The organism is Mesorhizobium robiniae (assembly GCF_040545535.1).
GTDB classification, from domain to species: Bacteria; Pseudomonadota; Alphaproteobacteria; order Rhizobiales; family Rhizobiaceae; genus Mesorhizobium; species Mesorhizobium robiniae.
In genome coordinates, this window is the sequence record NZ_JBEPMC010000002.1 from 59,800 (window position 1) to 72,770 (window position 12,971).

The window sequence follows — 12,971 nt, forward strand, 5'->3', positions numbered from 1 at the left end:
TGGCGTCTATGGCGATGATCATCATCTGCGCCCACGGTCGGCACACGCGATGTCGGACAGGAGGTGTTCATCGCGCTGTCCGAGGCCGATTCCGCCCGCGGATCATCGCCGACCGTCGGTTCAACGCCTGGGCCAGTATGGTCAGTTCCGCGGATCGTCCGTAAGTAGATCTGCCCGGCGCAACTCGTTTAGCCGCCAAAGGTTGATCGGAAGCAGGGTCATCTCCATGAGGATCAGCGGCCAGCTTTCGATCATGACCCCATAGGTGGCGAAGCTCAGGCAACTCAGCACGGCCGTGAGGCGCAGCCACAGCATCTCCTTCATTGAATAGGTGAGGATGGTGAACAGGCTTCCGCTGAAGCCGATCGCTTCGATCCAGAGGACATCAGGCGCCCCTCGCCAGAACCGCCGCCTGCTCCAACCCAATCTTGCCGACCAGTGGGTCGGCATGCCGGTGGGCGAGGCGCCAATCCGATCCATGCCGGCGATAGACTTGAGTGACTCGCAAGGACCAGTCCTGGTCCGGCAAGCCTCCAACCTCGCCATGCTGGCGCTCGATCATCACCAGCACGATCAGCTCGTCGCTGCTATAAGATTTTTCCACCTCCAGTTTTCCACCGCCATTGCGGAAGAAACGGGCAAGCTCGGCCAAACGCTCGGGACTGCCGTCAAAACCGTGGCTGGCCGGTCCACCGAACGGCTGCATCAGAGTGAAGTCATCATCGAGCCGGATGAGGCTCGCCCATCTCATCATGTCGCCGGCCATGAAGGCTGCCGCCTGTTCCTCGGTGCGTTGGATGATATCGGACAGCACAGACTCTGCCGCCGGAGTGGCCTGGGCTGCGCGCATCGTCAGTGGTGCAGCGAGCGCCATCGTCATGGCTGCCCTGCGGGAAATGGCCATGGTCGTACATGGAGGCTCCCGGGAGCCTGAGGCTGGTGCGAATAAAAGCGTGTCGGTTGGCATCGGTTCTTCCTTTCGGTGTTGTTCAACGGCGTTGCCATGGCCATGAGTGTCACTTCTCATGTGATGAATCCAATGATATGATTTCAGGAATATGCTGAACCAAATTGACCTCTCCAGAATCGACCTCAACCTGCTCGTACTGTTCGAGACGGTCATGGAGGAACGCCACGTCGGGCGGTCGGCTCAGCGACTGAACCTTTCGCCCTCAGCAATCAGTCACGGCCTCGGTCGACTGCGCACGCTGCTGGACGATCCATTGTTTCTGAGGACCCCGAAGGGTGTTGTCCCAACAGACCGCGCTGAGGAACTGGCCGCGTCGATCGCTGACATACTGGCGCGCATTCGCGGTGTGGTGGCGACGGCGGCGCCATTCGATCCATCGCGTTCAACGCGACGCTTTACCATCGGTGCGCCTGATGGGGTGTCGTCGGTGTTTCTGCCACCGCTGCTCGAGCTACTGGCCGGGACCGCTCCCGGCGTGGTGATCAGCATTCGGCAATTGCTGCCGAGACAGGGCGAGCCGGCACCGGATCTGGCCTGGCGCGATGCGCTGGCTGAGCTGGAAGCCCGCGACATGGACATCGCCGTCATTCCCCAGGCCGAGTTCCCGGCCCGCTTTGCGCATCGGCTGCTCTACCAGGAGGACTTCGTTATTGCGGCGCGTCAAGGTCACACTTTCGTGGCAGGCCCGACGCTGACCAGCTACTGCGCCATGCAGCATCTGGTGGTCTCGCATACGGGCGATACACATGGCTTTGTCGACAATGTGCTGGCCAGCCATGGCCTCTCCAGGCAGGTGGCGCTGACAGTGCCGAACTTCTTGTTTGCGTTGGCCATTCTGGCGGGGAGTGATTTGATTTCAGCCTTGCCACGCCGCTTCGTCGAAATGCATGCCGCGCGGTTCGGCGTCGCCAGTGTTGATCCACCGTTGCAACTCGGACGCTTCCCCATAAACATCGTCGTGCCGCAGGTGGCGATGCGTGACGAGGGCGTCGCTTGGCTCGTGGAGCTGCTGCAAACTTCGACGATGCAGCGATAGATAGAGATCCGCCCGCCTCGGTGTGGCCGCCCTGAACCAGATCATACGCCGGATCGGTTCTTACTCATCCCGCGCGCCAGAAATCGGGAACTTGTGTCTCGGGCATTTGTTCTAGTCATGCCGCTGAGGTGGCGGAAATTTCGAACGCTGTGAGCTCCAGCTGCCCAAGCGCGATGAACCGATGACAAAAGACGGCAACGGCCCCGCTCGTGACGCAGCGCTTCGGGGTGTCTTGCTCGAGCATCGCCTACTGGCGAACCGTAGCCGAGCGAGCACTCTACGCTGGTTATGGGTGCTCGCCGTCATCATCGCGGGGTTGCTTCCTACACTTTGGTTCATCACGGCGGCGACCCCTCGGTTCGCGCCTGGCGATCGAACATTGATGGAAGGCGATGCGGCTCGCGGGCGGCTCGTCTTTGCTGCGGCAGGGTGCGGTTCCTGCCATGCGAGGCCTGGTCAATCCGATCCGCTCAATCTCGGTGGAGGTCTGGCGCTCGCATCCCCCTTCGGAACGTTCCGTGTTCCCAATATCTCACCTGACCTCATCGATGGAATCGGATCATGGTCGGCCGCCGATCTGGCAAATGCATTGATCTCCGGCATCTCGCCGGCGGATGAACATTATTATCCCGCGTTCCCTTATCCCAATTACACGGGCATGCGCATCGAGGACGTTGGGGATCTCTATGCCTATTTGCGAACGCTGCCGGCCGTTTCGGGGCGGCCGCCGCCGCACGACCTGCCTCTGCCGTTTCGGATCCGCCGCCTTCTTGGCCTCTGGAAACTGCTGTTTTTCGACGAGGGCGGATCAGAGGCACGCCTGAACGGCGATCCCCTTCATGACCGGGGCGCCTATCTCGTAGAGGTGCTTGGGCATTGTGACGACTGCCATTCGACACGCAACATCCTGGGAGCAATCAAGCCGTCGACGCGGTTCGCGGGAGGTCCCGATCCTGAGGGTACGGGATTTGCACCGAATATCACACCGTACCATATTGGCCACTGGTCCGAGACCGAGATAGCAGAAATTCTGACGAGCGGGAGAACGCCGGAACGCCGGCGCTTGGGATCGTCGATGGTCGATGTCGTCTCCAATATCGCTCAACTGCCGCAAAGCGACCGCGTGGCGATCGCACGCTACATCAAATCGCTACCGGCACGGCCAACGCCGCATCCTTGACTCAGCGTGCGTAGAGATAGGCCGCAAGATCCCTCGCCTCTGCTTGCGAAATACCGGTTGCGGGCATCGCCGACCGCGGTGAAAAGCGCTGCGGGAAAACGATCCATTGGACGAGATTGTCCGGGGTGTTGTTGACGACCCCGCCGACATAGACCTGCTGCCGCAGATCGACAAGCGGGCCGCCGACCTTGCCGTCCGCGCCTGAAATGCCGGGGATGACGTGGCATCCTCCACATCCATACCTGCGGAAAATCGCCGGGGCCCGTGACGGATCACCACCGGTCATCGCCATCGCCACCGAGCGACGCTGCTCCCGGTCTTTGATGAGGTTGGCTCCGATCCCGACCGACAGCAACACCAGCAGGGCGCTCGCCAAAACAGCACGGAAGTCAGGGCGAAGGGGAACGACTGGCATCGAGACCTCCCTTGCCCGAATTCGCGATCCACAGCGCAAGCATCGTCAGCGCCGCTCCGGCATAGATGATGCCGCCGGGCACCCACATCAGGATGCCTGCCAATTGCTGATCTTCGAGCGGCGTAAGGCCCCAGTCATCGGCGGTTCGCGTTTGCGCCACATAGATGGCGCGCGGTGCAAGCGCGATCAGGGAGCCGAGAATGCTGGTATGCAACATGGTGAGGAACAGGTGCCACGAGGCAAAGCCGCGGTCGCTTCGCCAGACCATTACCCACCAGAAGAGGACCGCCGTGATGAAGAAGCTCAGATGCTGCAGCCGGTGAAGCGTTATATCGCTCACCGTTGCGTCGAGCAGGACTGGCGCATGCCAGGCCCATATGGCGACGCCGTGCAGGATGGTTGCGCCGGGTCCTGTGCCCAAAGCGTTCCAGGTCTTTCCTACAACAGCCGTTTTCATGGCGCTGCGAACCAGATGCCGGATCGACCGCGGCAGGCCCCAGAGCAGCACGCCGATTGGTCGCGCGAGCACAAAAAGTGGCGCCGAAACCGCCATGACGAGCTCATGCTCGATCATATGGAAGGTGAACAGGTGCTCGCCCAGATAGTGCAGAGGCGATACCAAGGCAGCTGCCAGCACGATCCATCCCAACCAATAGGCGGCTGCGGATCTGATCAGGGACTGACGACTGTTCGACCGCTGCGCCAGCCTGAATGAACCGGCTGCGTAGAGGGCGCCGGCAACGGCTATCGGAACGACGATCCACGGATCGAAAGTCCAGACGAATGCCGAGCCATGCGCGTCCCCGTCATGCGCCGCCACTTGGCTGACGCTCATCAGAAGCAGCATGATGGCGGTCAGCGTTCGCATGCACTCAGCAGCAGCGTAGCTGCCCCCTGCAGGACAAGCGCAAAGGCGAAGGCAAGGCCGAGGAGTACATTCAGCCTGCTGATAAAGAGCTTCGTTCTAGACGCTGTCGAAACGCCATCGTTGCGCGCGACGAGCACGCCCGTCAGCGCCAGAACGGTAGCGGCGAATGCCGTGCCAGCCGTCCAGCCTGTGCTGCTGGCACAGTCCAGATGGGGAAGCATTTGGCCGAGTTGGGTGTTGATCGCCCATGCGCCCGGCGCCAAAAATCCGATATACCTCGCCGTTCCGATACTCATAGACGTGGCACCCAGTAGATGCAGGCATACAGAGGAAGCCACGCAATGACGACAAAGTTCCAATAGAGCGCATTGTCTTCGACATCACCATATCGGCGAGTGTTGTCGCCGTGCCGAGAAAACATCAGGCACGTCAACACCAGCGTATCGATAAGATCCGTGATGATATGGACGGTGTGAAGGCCAAGTATGGTCCATACAATCGAGCCGTAGGCGCTCTCATCCCAGCTCACATGCTGAGCCGGAAATTCGAAGATGCGCAGCGCCAGTGGCGCTATGCCGCACAGCGCCATCACGATGAGGCCGATGCGAACCCTTCGCAGTTTCCTCTGTTGCGCCCAACGGGATACGAGGACGTTCGGCACGACGCTTGCCAGGAGCAGAACTGTCAGACCTGTTCCGGCAAACAGATCGGGCGGTGGCGCATCGGGCGGCCAGTGCGGCGCCAGGCTCATCAGGTAAAAATAGACGGCTATGGCGAGGCCGAAGGCGGATCCCTCGATGAGCATGAAGGTGCATGTGCCCCACCAGGCGGGACTTGCTGTTCCCATGCCGTGCAGCGGCAGTTTCGAGACGTCCAGGACCGGCCGTTCCTTCACGACTCATCCTCCGCAATGCCCTTTGGCCAGAACCATCCGATCAGGGTGATCGCAATCGGGATGGAGCCCCAGACGATGGCCCAGGGCGAAAACATCGACCAGATCAGCATGATCGACGTGGCGATGGCCGCCCAGAATGGCCAGACGGAATCCCGCGGCGACGACTCGCGCGCTTCTGGCAGGGCTTCGACGACGCTGCTGATCAAAAGTTCGCGACGATCGGTGCGCAGGCCGGACGCCACCGGCAGTTCATCAGATCCACACCAAAGAGGATCGCGCGCATCGACGACCGGAATGCGCCGAAAATTATAGGAAGGAGGCGGCGAATTCATTGCCCATTCAAGGGACGATGCGTTCCATGGATTCGGCCCGGCCGGCCGGCCGGCCGACCAACTGCGGATGACGTCAATGAAGAAGACGAGAAAGCCTGAGGACAGGATGACCGCGCTGAGGCTGATGAACAGATTAAGCCCGCCCCAGGGCATCTCCGGCTGATAGGTGTAGATGCGGCGCGGCATGCCCTGCAGCCCGAGAATGTGCATCGGGAAAAAGGTAAGCTGGAAGCCGACGAAGATCAGCCAGAATGCCCACCGCCCGAGCCGCTCGCTCATCATCCGGCCGGTCATCTTGGGAAACCAGTAGTAGATGCCGGCGATCAAGGGAAAGATCGCGCCGCCGATCAGAACGTAATGGAAGTGCGCGACGACGAAATAGGTGTCGTGGACCTGAGCGTCAAACGGCACCGACGCCACCATAACGCCGGTCAGGCCACCGATCACGAATGTGACGATGAAGCCGATCACGAAGAGCAGGGGCGTCTTGAATACCGGCCGCCCCGCCCAGAGCGTTGCCAGCCAGCAGAAGATCTGGACGCCCGCGGGTATAGCGATCGCCATGCTCGATGCGGTGAAAAAGCTTTCACCGAGCCTGGGCAGGCCGACCACGAACATGTGATGCACCCACAGCCCGAACGCCAACACTCCGGTCGCGATCAGCGCCATCACCAGCGGTAGATAACCGAATATCGGACGCTGCACGAATGTCGGCAGGATCGCTGAAACCATGCCGACCGCCGGCAGAAAGATGATGTAAACCTCCGGATGGCCGAAGAACCAGAACAGGTGCTGCCAGAGCAGCACATCGCCACCTTCGGCAGGATTGTAGAATTGCGTTCCGACAAGCCGGTCCATGATCAGGGTCGAACTCTCGAACACGATGGCCGGCATCGCCATGATAACGACGAACGCCATGACGAGCATGGACCAGACCAGCAGCGGTATTTGATCGAGCGACATGCCCGGCGCGCGCTGCTTCAAAACGGTTACGACAATTTCCACCGCGACCGCGAGCGCCGACAATTCGGTGAAAGTGATCATCTGCGCCCAGATGTCAGCGCGCTTGCCCGAGCCATATTCAGGCCCCGAGAGAGGCACGTATGCGAACCAACCGACGTCCGGCGCCGTGTCGAGCGCAAAGGAGATCCAGAGCAGCAGTCCGCCGGCCAGGAATATCCAATAGGAAAAGGCGTTCAGCCTCGGGAAGGCTATATTGCGGGTGCCGACCATCAGCGGCACGAGATAGACCGCCATGGCCTCCATCACCGGCACGGCGAACAGGAACATCATGTTCGAGCCGTGCATGGTGAAGATCTGGTTGTAGCGATCCGCATCGATAAAGCGTGCCTCCGGCTGCGCCAGCTGGATGCGCATCGCAAGCGCGAGCATGCCGCCGAGGATAAGAAACACGAATGCGGTCACGATGTAGCGCCGCGCGATCACCTTGTGGTCGACGGCAGCGATTGCACCCCAAAAGCCCGTCCGTCGGGCCCATGTCCGATCGAGCCGACGGTCGAGTTCGACATCGTCCAGATCGACGTCGGTCGCTGCCGACGATCTCTGCTCGATCGTCATTTCAGGCTACCCATATAGGCGGAGATCTGCCGCAATTCGTCAGCCGAGAGCGGCACTATCGGCATGTTGTTTCCGGGCTTGAGCGTCTGCGGGTCGGCGATCCAGGCTGCAAGCGAGCCGCGGGTATTCTCTAGCAGCCCGGCGGCGATGGTGCGGCGGCTTCCCATATGGGTCAGATCCGGACCGGTGATTCCGGATGCCTCGGTCCCGCGGATCGTGTGGCAGGCCGAACATTGCCTCGCCATGAACGCGGCTTTGCCGGCGGCCGTTTCCGGCTCGCGCGGCTCCAGCCCCTCTTTCCGCTGGGCTGAGGCCCATTGCCGGTAGCGCTCCTCATCTTCCGCGATGACAAAAAGAGCCATATGGCTGTGCTGAAGCCCGCAGAACTCGGCGCATTGACCGCGATAGACGCCTGGCCGCTCCGCCCGAAACGTCAGGATGTTCTCTCGCCCCGGGATAAGATCCTGCTTTCCCGCAAGGCTCGGCACCCAAAAGGAGTGGATGACGTCGCTGCTTTCGAGCAGCACACGCACGTCTTTTCCGACCGGAATATGGATTTCGTTGGCAGTCTGGAAGGACCGCGCTGGATCGGCGTCTTCGTAAATGAACTGCCACCACCATTGCTGGGCGCGGACACGGATCGTCAGGTCGGCGTCCCGAGCCGGATCGAGGCCACGCGTCGTGTAAAAGCTGGCGATCGTCAAGCCGCTGATGATGAGCGCCGTCGCCGCGACCGCTCCGGATACGGCTATCGTCATGCGTCGATCCAGACTTCCATCGTCCATCGCTTGCCGATCACGGCGGCGGACGAGCGACCAGACAAGCACGAGCATGACGACGATCCACACGGCGAAACAGGTCGCCACGACGAAGACGATCAGGCCTTTGAGAAGGATCGCGTTATGCCCGTGCGCGTCGAGAGCCGACTGAACGCCGCCGCATCCTGAAAGCAAAAGCAGGAGCGAGAGGGAAATCGCGGCTCTTTTCAAGGCGACGGCCCCTGCTCTGGATGGACCGGAGCCGGATCCTGCTCGAAGAGGATCGCAGCCGGGGCACGGTTCTCGGCCGGCCGCGTCTGCCGCTCGTCGTTGCGGCTGGGCGCGGTCAGCTTGGCGGAATAGGCCCCGACGGCTTTGATGTAGCCGGCAAGCTGCCAGATTTCAGCGATTGTCATCCTGTCGCGGAACGCCGGCATGCCGTGCGGGCGCCCATCACGAATGGAAGCCGCAATCGAGACCATCGATGGCCCGTAGAGCCACCACCCATCCAGAAACGATGGCCCGGTCCCACCTTCTCCGTCACCATGACAGGATGAGCAGCCGAACCAGGAATAGAGGCGCTTGCCCTGGTTAAGGTCGTAAGCCGTCCTCTCATAGGGTTGGCCCAGCGCAAAATAAACTTCCGGAGGAGCGCCCGCTATGCCGTTCGGCATCAGGCGCAATCCTTCAAGTGCCGCCGATACCGGGGGATCGACGCGGTATTGTCGCGGCTGCCGCAGCAAACCGACGGTGGCCGTCACGACGAGCGCAACGACAAAGAGGCCGACCGTCGCAAGCAGGCTGGATGATTTGCCCGAGAAAATTGGGCCTAAGGCAGCAGTTGGGCCTGGGACAGTTGACGACATCGCGGACCTCTCATCCGGCGATCCTCAATTGATCGGCTTGTGGCTCGGCCGGCTGAGACATGCCGGCGGAAGCTCGGAGGATGGGGTTCCGCCCCGATCTCCGACGGGATCGCCGCTGGCAAAACCGATGTCCGGCGTTTCCTGATCCCCCTGTCATTGGGTTCGGCCCGCAAAGCTGCGTGGGAAATCAAACCATCAAGGAGCCGCTTAGTTCCAATATCATTCGGACTTTCCGATCCTTAGGACCGGCGCAGTCGCCCGATCCCGGCTTGGTCGGGTGCCGGGAGGCCGGAAGGCCCTCCGAAATGAAACCGCTCAGCCTGGCTGGTATCGCTGCCTCGCCATCGTCAGCCGTTCGCTCAAAGCGTAGACGAGATTTTCGATGTCGGCTGTCCAGGACGACAGGTCAGCCTCTTTCACGCGGGTCTCGACATCGCTGTATTTGCCGATGCGGGCTTCCAAGAAGGAGCGCATGCGCTGGTGAAACTGGCCGACGGTGAGCTGTTTTCCGTTGGCTCTGAATATCGCGGTATTGAAGCGCGCCGCCTTGGGGAAGAGTTTGCTGGCTTTGACATTTGGCTTCTCATCAGCATTCGACAGGAGCGTTGCTGCCCCGTTCGTGCCAAGGAAATGGGGGAGGTAGAGATCCCTTTCGTCCATGACCTTCTCAAGACGGGCTTCGATAGTTTCCTTGGCCGCAAGAAGGTTCTTGGCCGCAAGTGCGGCCGACAGATAGGGATCGCGCCTGATCTCAAGAATGCGCTGTTCTTCGGCCTTGTCCTCGACGAAATGGTGTTCGCGCTTGCCGTCGGGGCGGGTCCGGATCAGTTCCGCTTCTTCGCCCAGGCCGAATTCTGCACCGTGGTTCTTCACGGCCTCGAGCCATGTCTGGTCGAGGAATTGCATAAGACCAAGTGCCGACCCTTTCGGCGGGCGAATGTTGATATCGAAGGAGGATTCCTTCTCGGCGATCGCAAAAAGCGTATCGGCGGGAAATTGGGTGTCCTTCGCTGCGCGCAGGATTTCACTGGCGACGTGCTGCGACACCTTGTGCTTGCCGAACTCGTGCACCGCCATGCCGGTGACGATCTGTTCGGCGCCTTCGGAAAGAATGGAGACGGTGCTTTTCAGGGCCTCGGCCAGCGTGCGTTCTCCCTCGCGTCCGGAGGTCGGCGTGGCGCCTAGATCGAACTCGGGGGCGGATGAGAGGAAATCCAGAAAAGGAGACGGAATGGCAGTGGCAACCGCGAACTCGGTCACTCCGTTGGCCATAACTCCCGAATAGAGCGGCCAAGGCACGATTGCGACTGTCGCCGCCAAGCCAAGCCCCGCGATCATTTTCGACAAAGGTCGTCTGCCCGAAAGGAGAACGCCTCCGCAAGCCAAGAATTCACGTGTGCTCTGGAGTGACGCCAGGTCCCCCTCCGTTCCTTGTCTAGCTGTCCAGATGCCTTCGGACAGATCTACCTTCCAACGCTGCGCCGTCAACGTCGAAAAAGACAAGAAGAACGGTCGGTGTACCCTTGAGGTAATCACGGATCGTGGCGGCACAATGGCCATAGTGCGGCGAAACAAGTCGCGACGTACAATGAGATGATTTTTAACGAGCCTCGCATAGTCGATGCGTTGCTTGTGAAAGTCACCGGTTGCGAGCAGAAAATTCCATGGTGAGTCTGCCTATGATTCAAACCCAATCAGCGCGTTAGGCGGTAGAGGCCGGCGAAACCATCCATACTGAAAATAGCCACAAGTACAGCCATGCGGCCGCTACCTTGTTGCTGCGCGCAGCGGGATGGTCGCCAATGGCCGACTGGACCGACGACAAAGGCCTGTTCAGCGTCCTCCCGTGCAGGGCCAACCCGGAGCTGTCCGCTCCATGACGGGCTAACAGTCGCCTATCATTAATTCTGGCTCCTTGGCGCAAATCGCAGCGAGAAAATCGATGAACCGCCGCACTCGGGAGGGCATGCGCCGTCCTGCAGCGGTCACAGCGTTGATCGGGAAGGGCGGCGGCGCATGCTGGTCCAGAATTCGTACGACCTCGCCGGAGGCCAACACATCCGTGAACAACCAACTCGCGTGATGGGCGATGCCGAGGCCCGCGAGGACCGCGCCGCGGACATGCTCGGCGTCATTTGTGCGGAACGCTCCCCCACCGTCGACCGTGACCTGCCGGCCGTCTACGTGGAAGCCCCACCCAATGATATCGCCCTGGTAGACATAGCTGATACGCTGGTGGTTGCGCAGTTCGTCTAACGTTCGCGGCGTGCCGTGTTGGGCAAAATAGTCGGCGGAGGCCAAGGTTATCATCCGCATATCGCCGATGCGCCGGGCGACGAGTGCTGAATCCGAAAGCCGACCGATACGGATCGCGACGTCTATTCCCTCCTCGATAAGGTCAAGGTGCCGTCCGGAGACTTCCATCTCGATCGCGACGTCGGGGAAACGGTTCCTAAAATCCGCCAGCCGGGGAACAACGAACATCCTCCCGAAGGCTGGCGAGAGGGTCACGCGAACCAGCCCTGAAGGGGCCGACTGCCCTTCAAGGACTCTCTCTTCGACGAAGTCGAGATCCTGAAGGATACGGACGGTGGCCTCGTAATAGTCCTGCCCTGCGGGCGTCACGGCAAGGGCACGGGAATTTCTCACGAGGAGTTGCGTCCCGAGCCGCGCTTCAAGAGCAGCGAGCTGTTTGCTGACGGTCGGCTGGCTGACGTTGAGGTCCCGCGCTGCCTTTGAAAAGCTTCCGCTTTCGACGACGCGCACGAACATCCGCATCGCGTCCAACTTATCCACCACTTTCATTCCTCAGAAGAATAGAAGACATAACGGTTTCCGATCTTACCTGATTGCTTAACTGACGTAGATTCGCGGTCGAAAGGACATATGGCCGACCGCAAAAAGGGAAGCGGTTGGCGACATCGCGGGCTATCTCGCTTTTTATCCCGACCGGGCGTCGATCGAGCTTGCTGACTAGGCCACGACCCACCACGCACACAATACATCGATTCATTCCAAGGAAGAATAGATAGTATTCTGTAGGCGCCAATACCATTCGAAGGAGGAATGTGAGAATCGGTATTCGGCCGCCCGGTCGCGGGCCCGGAACTGAAAGGAAGAGTTATGGCAATCAAGATCTATGGTGATGCGGGCTCGGGCAGCTTGCGCCGCGTTAACACCGCTGCGAAGATCATGGGCATCAAGTTGGAACGCGTGAACGTCGATCTGTTTAAGGGCGAAAGCCAGACCGACGAGTTCAAATCGCGCTTCAATCCACACGGTCTGACGCCGGTTCTGGAAGATGGCGATTTCATTCTCTATGAGGCCGCCGCGATCAATCTTTATCTGGCTAACAAGATAAACTCGCCGCTGGTCGGAACCACGGAAAAAGATCGCTTTCAGGTCCTTCAGTGGATGTTCTGGTCAGGCGAGCAATGGCGCATCTTCGCAACCACCCTCTTCGATGAGCGGGTCGGGAAGACGGTCATGGGCCTACCGAAGAACGAGCCCCTCATCGCGTTCGCCGAGGGCAAGATTCGCGCCGCAGCGAAGGTGCTCGACCAGCATCTTGAAGGCCGCAAGTTCATGGTTGGCCAAGCTCTGACCCTTGCTGATATCGATATTGCGGGGGCCCTTTTCGCAGATCGATCGTTCAAAGCCTCCCTTCCGGGAGTATCCGAACCTCATGGCCTGGCACGACAATCTTCTCCAGTCGGTCCCAGCGTGGGCGGAGACGAAGGCTGAGGTTGACAACCGTATGGAAAGCTTCCTGGCGAGCGTCGGCGTGAAACTATAATTTCTGGCCCTCCTGTCTGGCCAGCGCGCGTATGAAGATGGCGCGCGCTGCCCGCAATCGCGACCATCTTGTCAGTGGCGCGGTGGGCGGCTTATGGCCTACTCCGGTATTATGGAGAAAACTCACCAAATGCATCATATGCGGTTATCTGAGAGAGGAAGGGCGCGCCCCCGGCTGGTTTCGAACCAACACCTCAAGATTGAAAATCAAGCGTTCTACCGTTAAACTACAGGCGATCAAGCGACCGCCAAGGGGCGCAGCAGGGATTTAGCTATTA

At 60.3% G+C, this 12,971-nt stretch carries 14 protein-coding genes, 1 tRNA gene and 1 pseudogene; 4 read left to right on the plus strand and 12 right to left on the minus strand.

What is annotated here, in order from left to right; translation table 11 throughout:
- Positions 1-141 precede the first annotated feature (141 nt).
- Positions 142-480, minus strand: coding sequence for a YgjV family protein (locus ABID19_RS04680; protein WP_354488394.1), 339 nt, complete (start codon positions 478-480; stop codon positions 142-144).
- Positions 386-904 (minus strand): YybH family protein, encoded by a 519-nt coding sequence (locus ABID19_RS04685; protein WP_354488396.1) that lies wholly within the window; start codon positions 902-904, stop codon positions 386-388. The genes ABID19_RS04680 and ABID19_RS04685 overlap by 95 nt, the downstream gene beginning before the upstream one ends.
- A gap of 154 nt (positions 905-1,058) precedes the next feature.
- Here ABID19_RS04685 and ABID19_RS04690 point away from each other — a divergent pair, with 154 nt between their 5' ends.
- Together ABID19_RS04690 and ABID19_RS04695 are read left to right on the plus strand one after the other, a co-directional pair.
- Complete coding sequence (locus tag ABID19_RS04690; protein ID WP_354488398.1) at positions 1,059-2,006, plus strand: LysR family transcriptional regulator; 948 nt, start codon at positions 1,059-1,061, stop codon at positions 2,004-2,006.
- 337 nt (positions 2,007-2,343) lie between these two features.
- Positions 2,344-3,186, plus strand: coding sequence for a cytochrome c (locus ABID19_RS04695; RefSeq protein ID WP_354489459.1), 843 nt, complete (start codon positions 2,344-2,346; stop codon positions 3,184-3,186).
- Position 3,187: 1 nt separating this feature from the next.
- Here ABID19_RS04695 and ABID19_RS04700 read toward each other — a convergent pair whose 3' ends face one another.
- The 8 genes from ABID19_RS04700 to ABID19_RS04735 form a co-directional block, all read right to left on the minus strand.
- A complete protein-coding gene (locus ABID19_RS04700) occupies positions 3,188-3,601 on the minus strand; it encodes a c-type cytochrome (RefSeq protein ID WP_354488400.1) in 414 nt (137 codons plus the stop codon).
- Positions 3,576-4,469: a cytochrome c oxidase assembly protein gene (locus ABID19_RS04705; protein ID WP_354488402.1), complete on the minus strand. Its 894-nt coding sequence runs from the start codon at positions 4,467-4,469 to the stop codon at positions 3,576-3,578. The genes ABID19_RS04700 and ABID19_RS04705 overlap by 26 nt, the downstream gene beginning before the upstream one ends.
- Positions 4,457-4,765 (minus strand): hypothetical protein, encoded by a 309-nt coding sequence (locus tag ABID19_RS04710; RefSeq protein ID WP_354488403.1) that lies wholly within the window; start codon positions 4,763-4,765, stop codon positions 4,457-4,459. The genes ABID19_RS04705 and ABID19_RS04710 overlap by 13 nt, the downstream gene beginning before the upstream one ends.
- Positions 4,762-5,364, minus strand: coding sequence for a cytochrome c oxidase subunit 3 (locus ABID19_RS04715; RefSeq protein ID WP_354488405.1), 603 nt, complete (start codon positions 5,362-5,364; stop codon positions 4,762-4,764). The genes ABID19_RS04710 and ABID19_RS04715 overlap by 4 nt, the downstream gene beginning before the upstream one ends.
- Positions 5,361-7,274, minus strand: coding sequence for a cytochrome c oxidase subunit I (ctaD, locus tag ABID19_RS04720; protein ID WP_354488407.1), 1,914 nt, complete (start codon positions 7,272-7,274; stop codon positions 5,361-5,363). The genes ABID19_RS04715 and ctaD overlap by 4 nt, the downstream gene beginning before the upstream one ends.
- Positions 7,271-8,263 carry a cytochrome c oxidase subunit II gene (gene coxB / locus ABID19_RS04725; RefSeq protein WP_354488409.1) on the minus strand — a complete coding sequence of 331 codons (993 nt, stop codon included), beginning with the start codon at positions 8,261-8,263 and terminating at the stop codon, positions 7,271-7,273. The genes ctaD and coxB overlap by 4 nt, the downstream gene beginning before the upstream one ends.
- Complete coding sequence (locus ABID19_RS04730; protein ID WP_354488410.1) at positions 8,260-8,898, minus strand: c-type cytochrome; 639 nt, start codon at positions 8,896-8,898, stop codon at positions 8,260-8,262. The genes coxB and ABID19_RS04730 overlap by 4 nt, the downstream gene beginning before the upstream one ends.
- Positions 8,899-9,213: 315 nt before the next feature.
- Positions 9,214-10,458 carry a transglycosylase SLT domain-containing protein gene (locus ABID19_RS04735; RefSeq protein ID WP_354488412.1) on the minus strand — a complete coding sequence of 415 codons (1,245 nt, stop codon included), beginning with the start codon at positions 10,456-10,458 and terminating at the stop codon, positions 9,214-9,216.
- A gap of 161 nt (positions 10,459-10,619) precedes the next feature.
- On the opposite strand from ABID19_RS04735, the pseudogene ABID19_RS04740 reads away from it, so the two are divergent.
- A pseudogene (locus ABID19_RS04740) lies at positions 10,620-10,778 on the plus strand (L-histidine N(alpha)-methyltransferase); the annotation flags it as partial.
- A gap of 4 nt (positions 10,779-10,782) precedes the next feature.
- Here ABID19_RS04740 and ABID19_RS04745 read toward each other — a convergent pair.
- Positions 10,783-11,694 (minus strand): LysR family transcriptional regulator, encoded by a 912-nt coding sequence (locus ABID19_RS04745; RefSeq protein WP_354488414.1) that lies wholly within the window; start codon positions 11,692-11,694, stop codon positions 10,783-10,785.
- Positions 11,695-12,021: 327 nt separating this feature from the next.
- Here ABID19_RS04745 and ABID19_RS04750 point away from each other — a divergent pair, with 327 nt between their 5' ends.
- Positions 12,022-12,642, plus strand: coding sequence for a glutathione S-transferase family protein (locus tag ABID19_RS04750; RefSeq protein WP_354488416.1), 621 nt, complete (start codon positions 12,022-12,024; stop codon positions 12,640-12,642).
- Between the two features lie 217 nt (positions 12,643-12,859).
- Here the strand turns inward: ABID19_RS04750 and ABID19_RS04755 are convergent.
- Positions 12,860-12,928, minus strand: a tRNA-Glu gene (locus tag ABID19_RS04755).
- Positions 12,929-12,971: the final 43 nt, after the last annotated feature.

Coding starts and splice junctions, on each gene's coding strand:
- ctaD (WP_354488407.1), bottom strand. CDS start 7,274: ATGACGATCGAGCAGAGATCGTCGGCAGCGACCGACGTCGATCTGGAC.
- ABID19_RS04690 (WP_354488398.1), top strand. CDS start 1,059: ATGCTGAACCAAATTGACCTCTCCAGAATCGACCTCAACCTGCTCGTA.
- ABID19_RS04730 (WP_354488410.1), bottom strand. CDS start 8,898: ATGTCGTCAACTGTCCCAGGCCCAACTGCTGCCTTAGGCCCAATTTTC.
- ABID19_RS04750 (WP_354488416.1), top strand. CDS start 12,022: ATGGCAATCAAGATCTATGGTGATGCGGGCTCGGGCAGCTTGCGCCGC.
- ABID19_RS04700 (WP_354488400.1), bottom strand. CDS start 3,601: ATGCCAGTCGTTCCCCTTCGCCCTGACTTCCGTGCTGTTTTGGCGAGC.
- ABID19_RS04735 (WP_354488412.1), bottom strand. CDS start 10,458: ATGGCCATTGTGCCGCCACGATCCGTGATTACCTCAAGGGTACACCGA.
- ABID19_RS04685 (WP_354488396.1), bottom strand. CDS start 904: ATGGCCATTTCCCGCAGGGCAGCCATGACGATGGCGCTCGCTGCACCA.
- ABID19_RS04710 (WP_354488403.1), bottom strand. CDS start 4,765: ATGAGTATCGGAACGGCGAGGTATATCGGATTTTTGGCGCCGGGCGCA.
- ABID19_RS04705 (WP_354488402.1), bottom strand. CDS start 4,469: ATGCGAACGCTGACCGCCATCATGCTGCTTCTGATGAGCGTCAGCCAA.
- ABID19_RS04680 (WP_354488394.1), bottom strand. CDS start 480: ATGGATCGGATTGGCGCCTCGCCCACCGGCATGCCGACCCACTGGTCG.